The sequence below is a fragment of the Streptococcus mitis genome, assembly GCF_905187535.1.
Classification (GTDB): Bacteria; Bacillota; Bacilli; order Lactobacillales; family Streptococcaceae; genus Streptococcus; species Streptococcus mitis_BS.
Map to the genome: position 1 here is coordinate 43,154 of NZ_CAJJIE010000004.1, position 19,838 is coordinate 62,991.

Consider the following 19,838-nt stretch of genomic DNA (forward strand, 5'->3'; position numbering starts at 1 on the left):
AACTAACAAAAACGAGGCCAGGATTTTCGTCCCGACCTCTCACTTGGTTAGCTAATAACTAGCTACTATGAAGTTAACGTGGGCTAAAAACATCCACTGGATGTGCCTGCGTTTCTAATTTCTAGCGCAGGGCTAAACACGTCCACTGGACTTTCCAACTCTTCCCAATTTCTGGGAGTTGGGCTGATACAGTCTCCCAGACTTACTTACGGTCTTTATTTTTAGCGTAAGGGTAAAAATGTTCACTGAACATTTTTACTCCTCCATAAAGCTGTTGAAGACTTCTTCAATCATATTCCATTCGTCTTCTGAGTCTTCTGGGATTGGTTGCAATTCGCCTTCTGTTCCATCTTCGTTTTCGATGAATGAGTAAGCTTGGATTTCAACTTGTCCGTCTTCGTCTTCTTCTGCGTTAACTGGTACTAGAAGAACATAGTTTTTACCAAATTCTTCTTTTCCGTCAATGGTCAAAAGGATTTCAAACAAGGTTTCGTTTCCTTGTTCATCTACTAGTGTGATTAGTTCACGTTCTTCGTGGTCGTGGTTATGATCGTGTGACATAGCCTCTCCTTTATATTAAAATTTTCTATCTAAATAGTTTTGTAAAATCAGCTGAGCTGCTAACTTATCAATGACTTTTTTGCGCTTATTGCGACTAATATCTGCTTGTTCAATCAACATGCGCTCTGCGGCAACTGTTGTCAAGCGTTCATCTTGATAGTCTACTGGTAAACCAAAAAGCTCTTCTAGCTTTGCTCCGTAGGCTTGACTAGCTTCCACGCGCGGTCCGCTTGTATTGTTCATATTTTTAGGTAAGCCCACTACAAATCGTTCCACCTTGTAAGTATCAACCAACTCTTTAACGCGGTCAAAACCAAATTGGCCTTGCTCCTCATTGATTTGGATGATTTCAAGCCCTTGAGCTGTAAAACCGAGCGGATCGCTAATGGCCACCCCTACCGTTTTTGAACCGACGTCCAATCCCATAATTCTCATAGGTTACAGATCGACTCCTTGTCCTTTTAGGTAGTAGCGGACCAATTCCTCAACGATTTCATCGCGCTCATACTTACGGATTTGATTTCGTGCATTATTATAACGAGGAACGTAGGCAGGGTCTCCACTCAATACGTAACCTACGATTTGGTTGATTGGGTTGTAGCCCTTATCGTTCAACGAAGCATAAACATCAGTCAGAGTTTCGCTAATTTCTTTTTTATTGGAATCGTCCAATTTAAAACGTACTGTTTCTTCAGTAAATCCCATTCTAACACCCTCTTTCCTTAGAATAGTACCATTATAGCATAATTCCTTACGTTCTACAATTCAGGCAGTCTATTTATTTGGATTTTCTACTGTTCTGTCGCACCATTTGCCAATCTGTCTGAAATATATTTGCTTGGTTCATTTTTCAAAAGATTTTCCAAGCCAATGTTCTTCAAATATTCTAACTGAGAAGCCTTCTTGACATCCAAAACTTGAAAATCAAAACTAGTCGTTGTTTGAAGTTCTGTTGCACTCAATAGTTTAGTTTCAAGCTTAAATCCTGCTAATTTACGAGCTTCTATGATGGCCTCATCCTTCTCCTCTGCCTCGAGAAGAGCTTTTTGAGTTTCTTCCACTCCATGTTGGTCAATATAGGTCTTCAACTCATCTGAGACTGGACGTTTTTGTTGAATGGTTAGGTTCAAAAAAGTCTTGTCTTTATAAGTAATGGTTTGGGTTTGCTGGCTACCATCATCTGACTTGGGCAAGATCAAAGTCTTGGTTACAACTGTATTCTTCTCAGCATTTTCAATAACTGGCAATGCCGACTGAAGCGTATCCTTTTCTGTTTTTGTAGCTGGTCCAGTTTCTTTTTTCTGTCCGCAACCAACCAGGACAAAAAGGAAAGCTAGACTAACAAGAACTATTTTTTTCATTTCTTTCTTCTTTCTTTTTGAAATTAAAATAAGACTGGGAATTGCTCCCAGCCTTGATGTTTATAGAGCTGCACGCAAACGTGCTTCTGCATTTTCTACATTACGGACAGAGCGTGGTAGGAAGGCACGAATATCGTCTTCCTTGTAGCCAACTTGTAGGCGTTTTTCATCCACAAGAATTGGGCTCTTTAAAATTCTCGGTGTTTCCATAATCAGATTGAGGACTTCATTAACACTCAAATCTTCAATATCCACTCCAAGGGCTTTGGCATAGCGATTTTTAGACGAAACGATGCTGGCTATTCCGTTATCTGTTTTTGTCAGAATATCCAGTAATTCTTCTCGCGTAATTCCTTCTTTACCAAGATTTTGTTCTTTATAACTTAACTGGTGGGCATTGAGCCAGGTTTTTGCTTTTTTACAGCTAGTACAACTTGAGACTGTATAAATTTTAATCATGTACCTACCCCTTTCGCTACATGTTACTATCAGTTTAGTCTATTATACCATAAAAAACATCCGACTTGCGACCTATTTTTAAATTTTTTTGACTTTTTTCGTCATTTTCGTACTTTTTTCTTGACAAAATGAAATTTACAGCCATTCTTGATATTTCTTGATATAGATTTTTTTCACAATTGTCACGCTAATCATATACAAAATAATGATGAAAAGCAAAAAGATGAAATAAATCGGTTTTAATGGAGTTAGATGAAGTAGGATTGCGAGTGGACTGTAGGGAAGGAAGGTCACAAAGGCTGCAGCCAATAAGGTTGTCACAAGGACTAGCCAAGCTGGACGACTTTGTAAAAAGGGAATTTTGGCTGAACGCAACATATGAATAACCATGGTCTGTGACCACATGGACTCGATAAACCAACCTGTCTGAAACAAGACAATAAATCCTACGGCAGACTCCGCTCCATGGACATAGGCTTGACCTGTCGTCATGGGTACAATGATAAAATAGAGCAAAATAAAGGTCAAAATATCAAAGGCAGAAGAAATAGGCCCCATCCAAACCATGAAACGTGTGATGGACTTAGCTTCCCAGGTATGCGGATTTCTCAAAAAATCTTTATCCACCTTGTCAAAAGGCAAAGCAATACAAGACAAATCATAGACTAGATTTAAGATAATCAAATGGACTGGCGCCATCGGTAAAAATGGTAAAAAGATCCCAGAGACCAATAAGGATAAGATATTTCCAAAATTAGAACTCACTGTCATTTTGATATATTTGGTCATATTGGCATAGACCTTACGACCTTCAACCAGTCCTTTTTCAAGCACCATGAGATCCTTATCAAGTAGGATAACATCAGCTGTTTCTTTGGCAATATCTACCGCTGTGTCAACAGAAATCCCCACATCTGCAACTTTCATAGAAGGAGCATCATTGATTCCATCTCCCATATAGCCAACAGCATGACCATTAGCCTTAAATTGCAAAATAATCCTTGCTTTTTGGTCAGGAGAAAGTTTGGCAAATACTGTTACCTCCTCTACTGCTTGGGCCAATTCTTGATCACTCATCTGATCAATTTCAGATCCTAACAGTATCTGATTGATATCCAAACCAACCTTTTCACAGACTGCTTGAGTAACTTTTTCGTTGTCTCCCGTCAAAATTTTTGTTTGAACTCCATGTTCTAACAGAGCCTTAATTGCTGGTGCTGCAGATGGTTTAGGAGGATCTAGGAAGGCTAAATAACCAGTTAGAATCATATCCCCTTCATCATCAACTGTATAGGCATGGCCTTCCCTCAAACCTGACTTATAGGCCACTCCCAAGACACGCAAACCTTGTTGATTTAGTTGTCTGACTTCTGCTAAAATTTCTTCTCTAATAACATCTGTCAAGGGAGTAATCACTCCTTGGTATTCCGCATAACTGGAAATCGTCAACATTTCCTCTAGGGCACCCTTGGTTACCAAACTAACAACTTCGTGTTCATCCTTAACGATAACACTCATCCGTCTACGTTCAAAATCAAAGGGAAGCTCATCTATTTTTTGAAAAGTTTGAGCCAGATTTTGTAAGAGGGCGTGTTCTTTGGCTTCCTTTTCAGTCCGTTTGATGATGGCTCTGTCCATCAAATTTTTCAAGCCCGTTTGAAAATAAGAATTGAGATAAGCTCGTCTCAAGACGGTCAAATCCAAGCGTCCGTGGATGTCCAAGGGATATTCAAGGACAATTTCGTCTTGGGTTAGAGTTCCTGTCTTATCTGTACACAAAATATCAATCGCCCCTAAGTCCTGTATGGCATTGAGTTTCTTGATAACCACTTTTTCCTTGGCCATAATGATGGAGCCTTTTGCTAGACTGGCCGTGATAATCATAGGAAGCATCTCAGGTGTCAATCCAACACCAACACTCAAAGCAAATACGCCAGCTTCCAGCCAGTCACCATCTGTTAAACCATTGGACAAGAAAACGATGGGCACCATGACCAGCATCAAACGAATCAAGAGCCACGAAATACTATTCATCTCCCTTTCAAACGAAGTAGGCTCATCATAGGTGTTCAAAGTCTGCTCAATGGCCCCCATCATGGTATCATCACCAACTGCTAAAACCACGGCCTTGGCACTACCAGATAAGACATTGGTTCCCATAAAGGCGAGCGCTTCTGCTTCTAGCAGACTATCAGATTGTTGAACTGTTGCCTTGGTTAAGGCCATTTTTTCAACCGATTCACTTTCACCTGTCAAGCCCGACTGTTGTACAAAGAAATCGCGCGACTCAAATAAAAGAAGATCTGCTGGAATCATGTCTCCAGCGCTTAATTTAACCACGTCACCCACTACCAAATCATCGATAGGTACTTCTTGAATTTCTCCTTGACGAATGACAGTCGCTGTGTTGACAATCATTTTTGATAGATTGGTCGCAGCCTTATCACTACGTAGTTCTTGGACAAAGCGTATGCCACCAGAAATGAGGACTAGGACAACGATGATAATAGAAGTCGTCGGATCTTCTTGACCTGGTTTTGCCAACCAGACATTGGTCACCAAGGAAATCACGGCGATGACCAGCAAGATGATTGTAAAAGGATTGATAATGGATTCGTAAATCTTTTTGAGGATACTGTCTTCTTGACCCTTTGTGATGGTATTTTCGCCATATAGGTCACGATTTTTCTCCACCTGCTCCTCAGTCAAGCCTGTTAGACTTGTCTTATAAAAAGATAGAGTTTCGTTTAAAGATGTATGAATAGCTGTTGCTAATCTTTCTTTTGTAGTTTTCATTGGTTTCTCCTATCTGTATGAATGATGTGTTTCATACACAGAGACCAATCACTTTATAAGGGCAGAACGACACAAATCAGCGATTGGCTGTGTATGTGCGGTTCCGGATGATCGTCAATTTGCATCGTTTATCTCCTTTCTTTGTTTTAAACAGTAGAAAATCCCACCATAAAATGGCAGGATTAAAAAACTAATTATCTGTTTTTCGTTCAAGCTTTAACTCCATAGGGCAATGTAATGAGCTTAGTCTTGGCCTTCGCGACCAGGACTGTTGACCAACGAGTAGTGTCTCCACTGCTTTGCGGTAGTCATCCGTATCCCTATGGTAGCCTCACCTACCGTTTTCGTTTTTCAGTATAAACCTTTAAAATTTAAAAGTCAATCATTTGAGTTGTTTAACTCTTAGATAACTATCAACTCTTTTGGAGCAAGGGTCAATAATTCACAACCTGTCTCTGTAATCAGGATATCATCCTCGATACGAACTCCATATTTACCTTCGATATAGATACCAGGTTCATCTGTCAAGGCCATACCCGCCTTAATAGTTTCTATAGAAGTTTGGCTAAAGTAAGGCTCTTCATGAATATCCAGCCCAATACCGTGTCCGATACCGTGGGTAAAATAGTCGCCATAGCCTGCCTCGATGATAATATCACGAGGGATTTTGTCAAAGTCACGGAAACCTAATCCTGCCTTAGCCTGGTCAATCAAGGCTTGGTTGGCTTTCAAAACCGTATTGTAAATCTCTGCTTGCTCGTCGCTGACATGCCCCAAGTAAATTGTCCGGGTCATATCGCTAACATAGTGGTCATAAAGGCAACCGAAGTCCATGGTAATAGCTTCTCCCAGCTCCACTGGTTTGTGCATAGGATGGGCATGAGGCTTAGAAGAGTTGATTCCGCTAGCTAAGATAGTGTCAAAAGACAAGCCAGATGCTCCCAACTCACGCATGCGGAAGTCAAGGAAGTTGGCAATCTCAATCTCAGTCTTTCCTGGCTTAATAAAGTCAAGCGCATCGCGGAAAGCTTGGTCTGAGATAGAACAAGCCTTACGAATAGCTGCAATCTCCACTTCATCCTTAATCATTCGAAGACCTTCGACAAACTGAGTTTGTGGAAGCAAATCAATTCCCTCAAAGGTTGCCTGCATACGGTGATAATAAGAGACTGAAATCTCATCCTCAAAACCGATACGAGACAAGCCCATGTCCTTGACAATTCCTGCAATGACAGCCAATTCATCACGGTCAGCCACAATCTCAAAACCACTGGTTTCTTGCTTGGCTGCAATGATATAGCGAGAGTCTGTCACCAAGACCTGACGATCACGGCTGATAAAGACTGTTCCGTTTGAGCCCCAAAAACCAGTCAAGTAGTAGACGTTTTTAAGATTGTTGATGATGATACCATCTAGTTCTTTTTCTTGCATTTTAGCTAGAAATGCTTGTACGCGTTTATTCATGATGTAATTTTCCTTTCAAATACTGTCCTGTGTAGCTGGCTTCGTTGGCCGCTACTTCTTCTGGAGTTCCTGTTGCGATGATGGTTCCACCACCGACACCGCCCTCAGGTCCCAAGTCAATAATATGGTCTGCAGTCTTAATAACATCTAGATTGTGCTCAATAACGAGGACTGTATTGCCATCGTCAACAAAGCGAGCCAAGACTTTAAGCAAGCGAGCGATATCCTCTGTATGGAGTCCTGTCGTCGGCTCATCCAGAATGTAAAAAGATTTTCCTGTCGATCGTTTGTGGAGTTCACTAGCCAGCTTCATACGCTGGGCTTCTCCCCCAGAAAGGGTAGTAGCTGGCTGTCCTAGCGTTACATAGCCCAGTCCCACATCCTTGATGGTCTGAAGTTTACGTTGAATCTTTGGAATGTGTTGGAAGAACTCCACCGCATCGTTGACGGTCATATCCAAGACCTGCGAGATATTTTTTTCCTTGTAATGAACTTCTAGGGTTTCACTATTGTAGCGGGTTCCGTGGCAGACTTCACAAGCCACATAAACATCTGGCAAGAAGTGCATCTCAATCTTGATAATCCCGTCACCTGAGCAGGCTTCACAGCGACCACCCTTGACATTGAAACTGAAACGCCCCTTCTTATAGCCTCGAATCTTGGCTTCATTAGTCTGAGCAAAGAGGTCACGTATATCGTCAAAAACTCCTGTATAGGTAGCTGGGTTGGACCTCGGCGTTCGTCCGATCGGGCTCTGGTCAATGTCAATCAATCGATCTACATGCTCAATCCCTGTAATAGTCTTAAATTTACCAGGTTTGTCTGAATTACGGTTGAGCTTCTGGGCAATGGCTTTTTTGAGGATACTATTGATTAGGGTAGATTTACCTGAACCTGATACCCCTGTCACTGCGATGAATTTTCCTAGTGGGAAGCGAGCTGTGACATTTTGCAGGTTGTTCTCACGCGCACCTGTCACCTCGATAAAACGGCCATTTCCGGTACGGCGCTCTTCTGGCACTGGAATGGCACGTTTGCCTGACAAGTACTGGCCTGTGATAGACTTGCTGTTACGAGCTACCTGTTTAGGCGTACCTGCAGCAACAATCTCCCCACCAAAAACACCGGCACCAGGACCAACATCAATCAGATAATCCGCTTCGCGCATGGTATCTTCGTCGTGTTCTACTACGATGAGAGTATTACCCAAGTCACGCATCTTTTTCAGACTGGCAATCAGACGGTCATTGTCTCTCTGGTGGAGCCCGATCGATGGCTCGTCTAGGATATAGAGGACGCCTGATAGATTAGAACCAATCTGGGTCGCCAACCGAATACGCTGACTTTCCCCACCTGAAAGGGTTCCTGCTGAGCGAGACAGAGTCAGATAATTAAGACCCACGTTATTAAGGAAGGTCAAACGATCCTTAATTTCCTTGAGAATAGGACGAGCAATGATGGCTTCATTTTCAGACAAGGTCAGCTGACTCACCAAGTCCAAGTGATCTGCAATAGACAGGTCTGAAATTTCTCCGATATGTGGCCCTTGCTCACCACCCACACGGACAGACAAGGCCTGGTCATTGAGACGATAGCCGTGACAAGTTCCACAGGTCAGCTCATTCATATAGAGACGCATCTGGGTGCGAGTGTAGTCACTATTAGTTTCATGGTAGCGACGTTTGATATTATTGACAACTCCCTCAAAAGGAATATCGATATCGCGCACGCCACCAAATTCATTTTCATAGTGGAAATGGAATTCCTTGCCATCTGAACCATAGAAAATCAAGTTCTTATCTTCTTCTGACAAGTCTTCAAAAGGCGTATCCATATCCACTCCAAAGGCTGTCATGGCCTGCTCTAGCATATTTGGATAGTAGTTAGATGAGATAGGATTCCAAGGTGCTAGCGCCCCCTCACGTAAGGTTTTGCTGGCATCTGGTACTACCAAATCAGTATCCACCTCCAGCTTGATGCCCAAGCCATCACACTCACTACAAGAGCCAAAAGGTGCATTGAAAGAGAAGAGGCGTGGCTCTAACTCTGGGACAGTAAAACCACAAACTGGGCAGGCATAATGCTCAGAGAAGAGCAACTCAGAGTCGTCCATGGTATCGATAATCACATAACCTTCTGCAATACGAAGGGCAGCCTCAATGGAATCAAAGAGACGACTACGAATGCCCTCCTTGATGACAATACGGTCAACCACGACATCGATATTGTGTTGCTTGCTCTTAGACAAGTCTGGCACTTCGGTCACATCATAGACTTCCCCATCCACACGGACACGAACATACCCATCTTTCTGAATCTTTTCAATAACGCTCTTGTGCTGTCCTTTTTTCTTGCGGATGACAGGGGCCAAAATCTGCAAGCGCTGGCGTTCCGGCAATTCTAAAACCTTATCAACGATTTGCTCCACAGAAGAAGCCTTGATAGCTCCATGCCCGTTGATACAGTAAGGCGTCCCCACACGCGCGTAGAGGAGACGCAGATAATCATTGATTTCAGTCGTGGTTCCAACTGTCGAGCGAGGATTTTTACTAGTCGTTTTCTGGTCGATGGAAATAGCTGGGCTGAGACCATCAATAGCATCTACATCAGGCTTCTCCATATTCCCCAAAAACTGACGAGCGTAGGCTGACAAACTCTCCACATAGCGACGTTGCCCCTCAGCATAGAGGGTATCAAAGGCCAGACTGGATTTCCCTGAACCTGACAAACCTGTCACAACAACCAGCTTGTCTCTTGGAATCTCCACATCAATATTTTTTAAATTATGGGCACGCGCCCCATGAATGACAATTTTATCTTGCATCTTTGTTCTTTCTAGTCCATTATTGCTTACCATTATACCAAAAAAAGTGAGATTCTATTACCCAAAAGGCTGAATTTATAGTATAATAGTACGGTGTGAAAAAATCTGAAAAATGAGAAAGGATAAGGGATATGAAACAAGTTTTTCTCTCTACAACAACTGAATTTAAAGAGATCGATACGCTTGAACCGGGTACTTGGATCAATCTCGTCAATCCGACTCAAAATGAATCACTCGAAATCGCCAACGCCTTCGATATTGACATTGCTGACCTTCGGGCACCGCTCGATGCGGAAGAAATGTCTCGTATTACCATTGAAGACGAGTACACCCTGATTATCGTAGACGTGCCGGTCACAGAAGAAAGAAATAACCGCACCTACTACGTAACCATCCCGCTTGGTATTATCATCACCGAGGAAACCATTATCACTACGTGTTTGGAACCATTACCAGTCCTCGATGTCTTTATCAACCGTCGTTTGCGTAATTTCTATACTTTCATGCGTTCGCGTTTTATCTTCCAGATTCTCTATCGCAATGCAGAGCTTTACCTAACAGCCCTTCGTTCAATCGACCGTAAGAGTGAGCAAATCGAAAGTCAACTGCATCAATCAACTCGTAATGAAGAATTGATTGAGCTCATGGAATTGGAAAAAACCATCGTCTATTTCAAGGCCTCCCTCAAAACAAATGAGCGCGTGATTAAGAAATTGACCAGCTCAACCAGCAACATCAAGAAATACCTTGAGGATGAAGATCTGCTTGAAGACACCCTGATTGAAACCCAACAGGCCATCGAGATGGCAGATATCTATGGAAACGTCTTGCATTCTATGACAGAGACCTTTGCCTCTATCATTTCCAACAACCAGAACAACATCATGAAAACCTTGGCCCTTGTGACCATCGTCATGTCCATCCCAACCATGGTCTTTTCTGCCTACGGGATGAACTTTAAGGATAATGAAATCCCCCTAAACGGCGAGCCAAATGCCTTCTGGTTAATCGTCTTTATCGCCTTTGCTATGAGTGTCTCGCTCACTCTCTATCTCATCCATAAAAAATGGTTCTAAGAGGAGTTCCTATGTCTCAGATTGATCTACAAAAATTAACTAAGAAAAACCAAGAGTTTGTCCACATTGCTACCCAACAATTCATCAAAGATGGGAAAACAGACGCTGAAATCAAGGCTATTTTTGAGGAAGTTATTCCCCAAATCCTTGAGGAGCAAGCCAAGGGTACGACTGCTCGTTCCCTCTATGGCGCACCAACTCATTGGGCTCATAGTTTTACTGTCAAAGAACAATATGAAAAAGAGCATCCAAAAGAAAATGATGATCCAAAACTCATGATTATGGACTCAGCTCTTTTCATCACTAGCCTCTTTGCCCTCGTCAGCGCCCTCACAACTTTCTTTGCGGCGGATCAGGCTTTCGGCTATGGATTGGTCACTCTCCTATTAGTTGGACTTGTTGGTGGATTTGCCTTCTACTTGATGTACTACTTTGTTTACCAATACTATGGACCAGATATGGACCGCAGTCAACGTCCACCTTTCTGGAAATCTGTACTGGTTATCCTAGCTTCTATGTTCCTTTGGTTGCTTGTCTTCTTTGCAACAAGCTTCCTACCAGCTAACCTTAACCCAGTACTTGCTCCATTGCCACTAGCTATTATCGGAGCAGTTCTCCTAGCCCTTCGCTTCTACCTCAAGAAACGCTTGAACATCCGCAGCGCAAGTGCAGGACCAACACGTTATTAAGAGAATGATAAGAGCAACTGCAGATGCGGTTGCTTTTTACTACTTTCTTGATTTAAAAGTATTCCTCTGACATCCCACATAGCTTTCTCTTATCTTTTGTGATAAAATAGGCTCAATCTATTTCTAGGAGGATGAGATATGGTTTCTACTATTGGTATTGTTAGTTTATCTAGTGGCATTATCGGAGAGGACTTTGTCAAACACGAAGTGGACTTGGGTGTCCAACGTCTCAAGGACTTGAGACTCAATCCTATCTTTTTGCCCCATTCGCAAAAAGGATTAGACTTTATCAAGGACCATCCTGAAGTGCGTGCAGAGGATTTGATTCATGCCTTTTCTGATGATAGCATCGACATAATCCTATGCGCCATCGGTGGAGACGATACCTATCGCTTACTACCTTATCTTTTTGAAAATGACCAACTACAAAAGGTTATCAAACAAAAAATATTTCTTGGTTTCTCGGATACAACCATGAATCATCTCATGTTGCATAAACTAGGAATCAAGACTTTTTATGGTCAATCCTTCTTAGCAGACATTTGTGAATTAGACAAAGAAATGCTAGCCTATAGCCTTCACTACTTTAAAGAATTGATTGAGACGGGAAGAATCTCAGAAATCCGCCCTAGTGACGTTTGGTATGATGAAAGGACTGACTTCAGTCCCAAGGCTCTGGGGACACCTCGTGTCAGTCATGCAAATACCGGTTTTGAATTATTGCAAGGAAATGCCCAGTTCGAGGGAAAAATTCTCGGTGGTTGCCTCGAATCCCTCTACGATATCTTTGACAACTCTCGATACGCAGACAGCACGGAGCTCTGCCAAAAATACAAACTTTTCCCTGACTTGTCAGACTGGGAAGGCAAAATCCTCTTGCTAGAAACAAGCGAAGAAAAGCCTGAGCCGGAATACTTCAAAAAGATGTTGCGGACTTTAAAGAACACTGGTATATTCGAGGCCATCAGTGGACTCCTGGTCGGAAAACCTATGGATGAAACTTTCTATGACGACTATAAAGAGGCACTATTGGATATCATTGATAGCAATATCCCGATTGTCTATAATTTGAATGTTGGCCACGCAACTCCAAGAGCCATTGTTCCCTTTGGCGTTCACGCCTATGTAGATGCACAGGAACAAATCATTCGCTTTGACTATAACAAAAAATAAATAGTTTCTCTATTTTTATGCTTTTGTATTGGTTTTCGTTACAATTTGTATCTGAATTTATTGCATTTCGCTAATTTCTATGATATCCTTTTGAAGGAGGTGTATATGACAAAACAAAAAATTAATCGAATCGTAGGTTCTATTGGTGCCTTTATTGGAATTATAGTATTTATTGCCTACATACCTCAAATTATCGCTAATTTACAGGGAAATAAAGCTCAACCATTTCAACCTTTATCAGCTGCAATATCTTGCTTAATCTGGGTTATTTATGGATGGACAAAGGAACCTAAGAAGGATTGGATACTAATCATTCCAAATTCAGCTGGTGTTATTTTAGGTGGAATCACTTTTTTGACTTCACTCTAACAAATCTAATAGTATATATAAAAAGCTGGGAAAAATTTCTCAGCTTTTTTCTATATTCTCAGATATGCTAGTTACCTGTACATACTAACGACCGCTTTTCCACTCACAATCATTCTCATGGTCATCAACTAGCCCTGCAGCCTGTAGAAAAGACAAGACGGCGACTGGGCCTGTGAACTTGAAGCCTCGTTTTTTGAGATCTTTGGCTAACTTCTCAGACAGAGGTGTTTTAGCTGGGGCTTGGCGGTAATCGGGAACATCGTTAACGATCGTTTTCCCCTCAACAAAGGACCAAAGATAGGCATCAAAAGAGCCATATTCTTCCTGTAGTAGTAAAAATGCTTGGGCGTTAGCGCGTGTAGCAAAAATCTTGGCCCTATTTCGAATGATGGCTGGATTCTCCAGCAAGTCTTCCAGTTCGGTGTCGGTCATCTCTGCGACCGCTTGAATTTGATAGCCATAAAATACTTCTCGGAAAGCTTGGCGTTTGTTGAGCACCGTTTCCCAAGACAGGCCTGCCTGATAGGTTTCCATGCACAACAACTCAAACAATGCTTGGTCATCATGGAGGGGCTGACCCCATTCCTCATCATGATAGGCGATGTAGAGCGGATTGGTCATCTTGACCCAAGAACAACGTTTTGGCATGCTCTGCTCCTATTTGACCAACATTTTAAGGGCCGACTTGATATAGTTCTCAGCTGTATCTGTCGTTCCTTCGAAGAATTTCTTGATTTTCTTGAGCTCAGTTGTCTTGTAGCCCAGAGCCAACATGGCCTCCATAGCTTCTTCCAATTCTTGGTTTTCAGCGCTAGCTTGCACTGCCACCTTGGCAGGAAGATCATCTCCTGCAACTACTACCTTGCCTTCCAAGTCCAGCACCATCTGCTGGGCTGTTTTCTTGCCAATTTTAGGGAACTTAGTCAAGTAGGTGATGTTCTTGGTTTCGATAGCTTGAACTAAGCCAGCATTGTCATCGGCAGCGATGATAGCCAGAGCTGATACAGGACCAATCCCAGAGACCGAAATCAGACTGAGAAAGAGCTTCTTCTCGTCTTCTGAGCGAAATCCATAAAGCAGATGAGCGTCCTCACGCACGACTTGATGCACATAAATCTGAGCCTCCTGATTAACCTGTCCTGAATAGGCATAAGGATTGGCCACATGCAAAATATAACCGATACCATTGACTTCAAGAACAATGTATTTAGCAGTGATTTTGGTAATGATTCCTTTTAAATATTCGTACATAGTTTTCCTTTTAGTTTAATATTTCCCCAACTCACGGAGACTGGTGTGATTTTCCTGAATACGTCGGAACATCTTTTCCATATCCGACTTGGTAAAATGCACCAAAACAGGGCGTCCGTGGGGACAGTTATAGGGATTGTCACATTGAGAGAGCTGATAGAGGAGCTGTCTAGCTGAATGATCATCGATACGATGGTTGGCCTTGATAGACCGCTTGCAGGACATCATAATAGCCAGCTCTGCTCGGTATTTCTTGATAGAAACTTCCTTGGTCAAAAGGAGCATGTCGCACATCTCATAGATGCCTGATTCAATCTCTTCTTCTGCCATCCAAATAGGATGTTCACGTAGGATAAATTGATTTTCCCCGTACTCTGCTAGAAAGACGCCCACTTCCTCCAAAAGTGCCATTCTTTCCTTGAGACGCAGAGCATCATCTGCTGGAAATTCAAAGATATAGGGCACTAGGAGTTGCTGTTGGCTCTGGTCAATATTGCCAATGCTTTCACGGTATTCCTCATATTTAACCCGTTCCTGAGCCGCATGTTGGTCTATGATGTAGAGTCCATCTCGCCCTTGAGCAAAGAGATAAGTTCCATGCATTTGTCCGAAAAATTCCAACTCTGGGAAACTTGATGATTCTTCTCGTTCTAGCTTGTCATAAGCCTTATCCAGACTGGCTAAATCTAGCTCTGGATGATCTAGCTGGTCGTAGTTAGCAGGCTTTCTCTCTGCAAAATGCAGTTTAGCTGGCTTGGTCAATTGGTCCAAGGTTTCCTTGGCAAACAAGGTCAAGTCTTGCCCTTCCTCAGTTAATTCTACCTGATAATCAGCCACCTCAGCTTGACTAGATCTTGACAGCTCACTTTTCTCATAGTAGAGCGTATTTTCTTTGAGTGGGAGAATGGTTTGCTCCACCTTCTCACGATTGCGCACAGTAGATTTGGCAAGATTTTCCAAGGCATCAGGTATCAAGGTTTGTTCCTTGAGACTATTTGCAATCGCTTCTGAAACCAGGGTCATCAGTTCTTTTTCCTTGGAAATCCGCACCTCTTGCTTGGTCGGATGCACATTGACATCCGCTAGATAAGGATCGATATAGATATGAATGACAGCCAGTGGAAAACGCCCCACCATGAGCTTGCTTCCGTAGCCGTCAAGAATAGCACGATTGAGCAGAAAGTTCTTGATATAACGGCCATTGATGAAGAGGCTGATATAGTTGCGGTTAGCCCGAGTCAACTCAGGCAAGGACACAAAACCTGAAATTTCGAAATCTAGGTCAGAGTTCTCAATTTCAATCATCTTCTTGGCACTCGCCAAACCGTAAATCCCTGCGATAGCTTGGCGCAGTTGACCAGTCCCAGTTGTTCGCGTCATTTTCTTGCCATCACTGATTAAACTAAACGAAATTTCAGGATGGGCCAGGCCCAGACGGTTGACAATATCAATAATATGAGACAACTCCGCTTGCTGACTCTTCATATACTTGAGGCGGGCAGGCGTGTTGAAAAAGAGGTCCTCCACACAAACCTTGGTCCCCACAGGACTAGTCGCTGGGATGACTTCTTCTACTTCTCCCCCACGCGCGACGAGCTTGGTTCCATGACTTGCACCATCCACCGCCGTCAAAAGGGTCAGAACACTAACAGACGCTATAGAAGGCAGGGCTTCACCACGAAAACCAAGCGTCCGAATCCGAAAGAGATCTGCTTGATTTTTTATCTTACTGGTCGCATGGCGGCGCAGGGCCAATTCCACCTCATCGTGGGCAATTCCATGACCATTATCTGTGATTTGAACCTTCTTGAGACCAGCTTCCTCAATCTCAATGATAATCTGGCTAGAACCCGCGTCAATGGCATTTTCTACCAGCTCCTTAACAACGCTAGCTGGACGCTCAATAACCTCTCCAGCTGCAATCTGGTTTGCCAGCACCTCTGGCAATTCAATAATATGAGACATCTTTCAGCCCCTTTCTGTATCTATTTTCCTAGAAATTGATTAGTGCTATTATACCATATTTCAGAAAGGACAGAAAAGCTCCACCACATAGGAGCCAAATCCCTCCACATAGACAAAGGCCCTTGCCATAGGATATAAAATAGTGTTTAATAAAGGTGTACAAGAAGTGATCACAATTTTGTATGAAAAACAAGGAGAGAAATTTATGAAAGTAGAACTACAGATTAGTGAAACTTACGAAGAGGAAAAGCTGATTGTTCAAGCACCTCAGCCGACAGATAAAGTCCAGAAAGTCATCGAGTTCGCAGAAAATTTGGATCTAACAGAAAAAATCAAAGGGAAAATCGATAATCAGGTCTATCTCGTTGAGATTAGCAAGATTCAACGCTTCTATATCGAGAATCGGAAGGTTCTAGCAGAAACCGCGAGTCAGACCTACAACATTGATTTGCGACTCTATCAGGTCCTTGAAATTCTGCCAACCAATTTTATCCAAATTTCCCAATCAGAAATCATCAATATCGATTCCATCTCTCATCTCAAGCTCACACCCAACGGTCTGGTAGAAATCTTTCTCAAAAACCAAAGCTTCACCTACTCTTCACGCCGTTACCTAAAAACCATCAAGGAGAAATTAGAACTATGAAAAAACAAGTATTTCACGACGCAGCTGCTGGTGTCCTCATCGGCCTCATCCTCTCTATCATCTTTTCACTCATTTATGCACCAAGTACCTACGCCCCGTTAAGTCCCGACTCTCTCATCGGACAAATGATGGCTCAACATCAGGTTCATGGTGCCCTGATCTTGCTCTACTGCACTCTTATCTGGGCAGCCATCGGTATTCTCTTCAACTTTGGCAAGCGATTATTCAGCCGTGACTGGAGCTTGCTCCGTGCAACTCTGACTCATTTCTTCCTCATGCTAGTAGGTTTTATCCCATTAGCAACCCTAGCAGGTTGGTTCCCCTTCCACTGGATTTTCTATCTCCAACTCATTATCGAGTTTGCGATTGTCTACCTCATCATTTGGACTATTTCCTATAAAAGAGCATCAAAAAAAGTAGACCATATCAATCAACTCTTGGAGCATAGAAAATAGGAATCTCATAATAAGCAAATCCGAGAAAGAAACTTCTCGGTTTTTCTTTATCCTTCTGCACCTTACTATCATAGCAGTTATTTTCAGATCTTCTTTATAAATTTTCTGTAATTTTCTATCTTTTTTCAAAATATTCTTGCATTTTCCCAAAGTTTTTTGTAGAATATAGATTACATATTCAGATTATTCTGAAAATTCAAAAAGAGGTATTTATCATGTCGCAAGCTATTTCGTTAAATCAATCAACCTGGACAAGTAAACTAAAAGCAATGGGGCCTGGAATCCTAATGGCTTCTGCCGCTGTTGGCGGTTCTCACATTGTATCTTCCACTCAAGCTGGTGGTTCTTATGGGTGGTCGCTACTCCTCTTGGTCATCTTAGCCAATGTCTTTAAATATCCATTTTTCCGTTTTGGTGCTGAATACACAGCTGATACCGGAAAGACTTTGGTTGAAGGTTATGCCGAAAAAGGAAAACTCTATCTCTGGATTTTCTTTATCCTAAATGTCTTTTCGGCTATGGTCAACACAGCTGGTGTCGCCATTCTGTGCTCAGCTATCATCGCCAGCGCCTTCCCAATGATCGGTCTTAGCATTACTCAGTGGTCTCTCATTCTCGTTGCCATCATTTGGACTATGCTACTCTTTGGAGGCTACAAACTCTTAGACGGCATGGCAAAATGGATCATGTCAGCTTTGACCATTGCAACTGTTCTTGCAGTTATCATCGCGGCGATTAAACATCCAGAATACAGCTCTAATTTTGTCGAGAAAACACCTTGGCAAATGGCAGCTCTTCCCTTCATCGTCTCTCTCCTAGGATGGATGCCTGCTCCTATTGAAATTTCAGCCATCAACTCACTTTGGTCTGCTGAAAAGAAAAAGACCGTCAACTTTAACACCGAGGACGCCCTATTCGACTTTAACGTTGGTTATATTGGAACAGCTATCCTAGCTGTGTTCTTTGTAGCACTGGGAGCACTCATTCAGTATCCTACAGGACAGGCAGTTGAAGCCGCTTCAGCCAAATACATCTCTCAATTCGTGGGCATGTATGCCTCTGTTCTTGGCGAATGGTCCCGTTACTTGATTACCTTTATTGCCTTCCTCTGTATCTTTGGAACAGTTATCACCGTTATCGATGGTTACTCTCGTGTCAATCAGGAATCTCTACGACTGCTAATCCGTCAAAAAGAAGACAATCGTAAATCTTTGAACATCTGGATGACCATCACTGCTATCATCGGTATCATCATTATCAAGTTCTTCGCTGGTCAGGTTTCAACCATGCTCCGCTTTGCTATGATTGGTTCTTTCCTGACAACACCATTCTTCGCTCTTTTGAACTACGCCTTGGTAACGCGTGAAAACAAACATCTTCCTTCTTGGCTCAAACACCTTGCCATTGCAGGATTGATTTTCCTCTTTGGCTTCGCCATCTTCTTTATCTACGCACTCGCAATCGGAAAAGCAGGATAACTAACAAAGCGCGAGATGAAGATAAGGTTTCATTTCAAGAGAAAATTCAGCAAATATTTCTATGATAAAAAGCATAAGAACAAGGTTTTGAAGACCTGAACTTATGCTTTTTTACGTTCTCAAAGACTGTTTATACTCAAAAAGCAGTTGAAAAACGCCAACCGCCTCTTATATTGGCTTTAATTCTCTCTTTCCAACTCATACAAATCTGCGATAATAGCTGCGACACGTTTGATATCTCCCAGCATACCTCGCATTTCAAAGTCAGCCAATACAGGGAAGCCAAAGCGTTGACTGTATTGCTTGGCTGTCAGGCAGTATTGGTTATTAAAGTTACGATTTCCTGAACCAACCACACCAAAACACTTACTAGCATTATCACCATAGGCGATAAAATCTCCCACTGGCGTTGTCAATATCTCAACATCTCCGTTATCCACGCCATTCCCACCTTCTAGGTAAGTCGGCAAAAAAGCAACATAGGGATGGTCCATTTCATAGAAATCTTGGCCTTCTTTGACCAAATCCTTGATATGAATCTTTTGAACCTCAATTCCCTCGTACTGGGACAAAAGATAGTCTTTCAAGCGTGTCACAAAACTTTCAGTGTTGCCACTCAGACTAATATAAACTAAAGAAATTGTCTTCATATGTACCTCCATGATTTTATGTATAATCGAAAAATAACTACCAAGATTGTAACTTGATAGTTATTTTTTGTCAATACTTAGGCAAGATCTTCTGTTTCCTCTTCTTCAGCCAAGGCTTTTTGCTGACGCCATATCTTGTAGAAGACAAGGGCTAGGAAGAGAACATTGATGACGATATAGAAAATGCTGACAGCTTTTGAACCAATACCCATTGTCAAACGAATAGTTTCATCTTGAACCAGCTGCAAAGCGTCTTGTAAAGTCACATAGGTATAAATCGAACCAATAATGGCTAGCAAAACATAGCCGACATAAGTATAGTTTGCATACTGCAAATTCTTACGAACAAGGAATACAATCGCTACTACCACTAAAATAGCAGATAGTACAACCAAGGCCACATTAAAAATAGAATGAGATGCTTCTGCCACTCTATAGCTAAAATTAATGCTATCTTCTACCTGCTGAGCACTGACCCCTGCAACTTGTTTTTGAGCAGCACGAAGGACTTCTTTACTAGGCAAGGGCTTCAAAAGTTCAAACAGAGACGTAGCTGAAATAAGGGCAGACAAGATGAGCAAGACCCATAGATAAATTGGTTTCTTTTTCATGATAGAACCT

The 19,838-nt window shown here is 42.3% G+C and carries 20 protein-coding genes and 1 riboswitch; of the genes, 7 read left to right on the plus strand and 13 right to left on the minus strand.

What is annotated here, in order from left to right; all coding sequences use genetic code 11:
- Positions 1-255: 255 nt before the first annotated feature.
- From JQ841_RS01325 to uvrA, 8 genes are all read right to left on the minus strand, one after another.
- Complete coding sequence (locus JQ841_RS01325; RefSeq protein ID WP_000017620.1) at positions 256-561, minus strand: DUF1292 domain-containing protein; 306 nt, start codon at positions 559-561, stop codon at positions 256-258.
- 15 nt (positions 562-576) lie between these two features.
- Positions 577-996 (minus strand): Holliday junction resolvase RuvX, encoded by a 420-nt coding sequence (gene ruvX / locus JQ841_RS01330; protein WP_004239076.1) that lies wholly within the window; start codon positions 994-996, stop codon positions 577-579.
- A gap of 3 nt (positions 997-999) precedes the next feature.
- The gene (locus JQ841_RS01335) at positions 1,000-1,266 is read right to left on the minus strand and encodes an IreB family regulatory phosphoprotein (protein ID WP_000507059.1); all 267 of its coding nucleotides are present in this window, start codon (positions 1,264-1,266) and stop codon (positions 1,000-1,002) included.
- An 86-nt stretch (positions 1,267-1,352) separates the two neighbouring features.
- Positions 1,353-1,922, minus strand: coding sequence for an SP0191 family lipoprotein (locus JQ841_RS01340; RefSeq protein WP_203179884.1), 570 nt, complete (start codon positions 1,920-1,922; stop codon positions 1,353-1,355).
- A gap of 60 nt (positions 1,923-1,982) precedes the next feature.
- On the minus strand, positions 1,983-2,381 hold the full coding sequence (spx, locus tag JQ841_RS01345; protein ID WP_000591165.1) for a transcriptional regulator Spx: 399 nt from the start codon (positions 2,379-2,381) through the stop codon (positions 1,983-1,985).
- A 135-nt stretch (positions 2,382-2,516) separates the two neighbouring features.
- A complete protein-coding gene (gene mgtA, locus JQ841_RS01350; protein WP_203179885.1) occupies positions 2,517-5,177 on the minus strand; it encodes a magnesium-translocating P-type ATPase in 2,661 nt (886 codons plus the stop codon).
- 194 nt (positions 5,178-5,371) lie between these two features.
- A riboswitch (M-box (ykoK) riboswitch) is annotated at positions 5,372-5,522 on the minus strand.
- Positions 5,523-5,579: 57 nt separating this feature from the next.
- The gene (locus tag JQ841_RS01355; RefSeq protein WP_203179886.1) at positions 5,580-6,641 is read right to left on the minus strand and encodes a M24 family metallopeptidase; all 1,062 of its coding nucleotides are present in this window, start codon (positions 6,639-6,641) and stop codon (positions 5,580-5,582) included.
- Entirely contained in the window at positions 6,634-9,465 is a 2,832-nt protein-coding gene (uvrA, locus tag JQ841_RS01360; protein WP_203179887.1) for an excinuclease ABC subunit UvrA, read from the minus strand. Before uvrA ends, JQ841_RS01355 begins: the two co-directional genes overlap by 8 nt.
- 131 nt (positions 9,466-9,596) lie before the next feature.
- Between uvrA and JQ841_RS01365 the strand changes: the two genes are divergently transcribed.
- The 4 genes from JQ841_RS01365 to JQ841_RS01380 all read left to right on the plus strand — a co-directional run bounded on the left by JQ841_RS01365 (position 9,597) and on the right by JQ841_RS01380 (position 12,772).
- Positions 9,597-10,541 (plus strand): magnesium transporter CorA family protein, encoded by a 945-nt coding sequence (locus JQ841_RS01365; protein ID WP_000815623.1) that lies wholly within the window; start codon positions 9,597-9,599, stop codon positions 10,539-10,541.
- Between the two features lie 11 nt (positions 10,542-10,552).
- Positions 10,553-11,230, plus strand: coding sequence for a DUF1129 domain-containing protein (locus JQ841_RS01370; protein ID WP_203179888.1), 678 nt, complete (start codon positions 10,553-10,555; stop codon positions 11,228-11,230).
- A gap of 138 nt (positions 11,231-11,368) precedes the next feature.
- Positions 11,369-12,403, plus strand: coding sequence for a S66 family peptidase (locus JQ841_RS01375; protein ID WP_203179889.1), 1,035 nt, complete (start codon positions 11,369-11,371; stop codon positions 12,401-12,403).
- A gap of 105 nt (positions 12,404-12,508) precedes the next feature.
- Positions 12,509-12,772, plus strand: coding sequence for a SemiSWEET family transporter (locus JQ841_RS01380; protein WP_000166114.1), 264 nt, complete (start codon positions 12,509-12,511; stop codon positions 12,770-12,772).
- Positions 12,773-12,856: 84 nt separating this feature from the next.
- Here the strand turns inward: JQ841_RS01380 and JQ841_RS01385 are convergent, their stop codons facing one another.
- From JQ841_RS01385 to mutL, 3 genes are read right to left on the minus strand one after another with little or no spacing between them, the layout of a single operon-like run.
- Positions 12,857-13,420 (minus strand): DNA-3-methyladenine glycosylase I, encoded by a 564-nt coding sequence (locus tag JQ841_RS01385; RefSeq protein WP_203179890.1) that lies wholly within the window; start codon positions 13,418-13,420, stop codon positions 12,857-12,859.
- A 9-nt stretch (positions 13,421-13,429) separates the two neighbouring features.
- Positions 13,430-14,023, minus strand: a complete 594-nt coding sequence (ruvA, locus tag JQ841_RS01390; RefSeq protein ID WP_203179891.1) for a Holliday junction branch migration protein RuvA — start codon at positions 14,021-14,023, stop codon at positions 13,430-13,432.
- A 15-nt stretch (positions 14,024-14,038) separates the two neighbouring features.
- Entirely contained in the window at positions 14,039-15,988 is a 1,950-nt protein-coding gene (gene mutL, locus JQ841_RS01395) for a DNA mismatch repair endonuclease MutL (RefSeq protein ID WP_203179892.1), read from the minus strand.
- A gap of 205 nt (positions 15,989-16,193) precedes the next feature.
- Here mutL and JQ841_RS01400 point away from each other — a divergent pair, with 205 nt between their 5' ends.
- The 3 genes from JQ841_RS01400 (at position 16,194) to JQ841_RS01410 (ending at position 18,567) form a co-directional block, all read left to right on the plus strand.
- Positions 16,194-16,634: a LytTR family DNA-binding domain-containing protein gene (locus tag JQ841_RS01400; protein WP_203179893.1), complete on the plus strand. Its 441-nt coding sequence runs from the start codon at positions 16,194-16,196 to the stop codon at positions 16,632-16,634.
- Positions 16,631-17,089 carry a DUF3021 domain-containing protein gene (locus JQ841_RS01405; RefSeq protein ID WP_203179894.1) on the plus strand — a complete coding sequence of 153 codons (459 nt, stop codon included), beginning with the start codon at positions 16,631-16,633 and terminating at the stop codon, positions 17,087-17,089. Before JQ841_RS01400 ends, JQ841_RS01405 begins: the two co-directional genes overlap by 4 nt.
- 215 nt (positions 17,090-17,304) lie before the next feature.
- Positions 17,305-18,567: an NRAMP family divalent metal transporter gene (locus JQ841_RS01410; RefSeq protein ID WP_203179895.1), complete on the plus strand. Its 1,263-nt coding sequence runs from the start codon at positions 17,305-17,307 to the stop codon at positions 18,565-18,567.
- Positions 18,568-18,746: 179 nt separating this feature from the next.
- Here JQ841_RS01410 and nrdI read toward each other — a convergent pair whose 3' ends face one another.
- Positions 18,747-19,217: a class Ib ribonucleoside-diphosphate reductase assembly flavoprotein NrdI gene (nrdI, locus tag JQ841_RS01415; protein ID WP_143952751.1), complete on the minus strand. Its 471-nt coding sequence runs from the start codon at positions 19,215-19,217 to the stop codon at positions 18,747-18,749.
- Between the two features lie 77 nt (positions 19,218-19,294).
- Positions 19,295-19,828, minus strand: a complete 534-nt coding sequence (locus JQ841_RS01420) for an ABC transporter permease (RefSeq protein WP_049500695.1) — start codon at positions 19,826-19,828, stop codon at positions 19,295-19,297.
- Positions 19,829-19,838 lie beyond the last annotated feature (10 nt).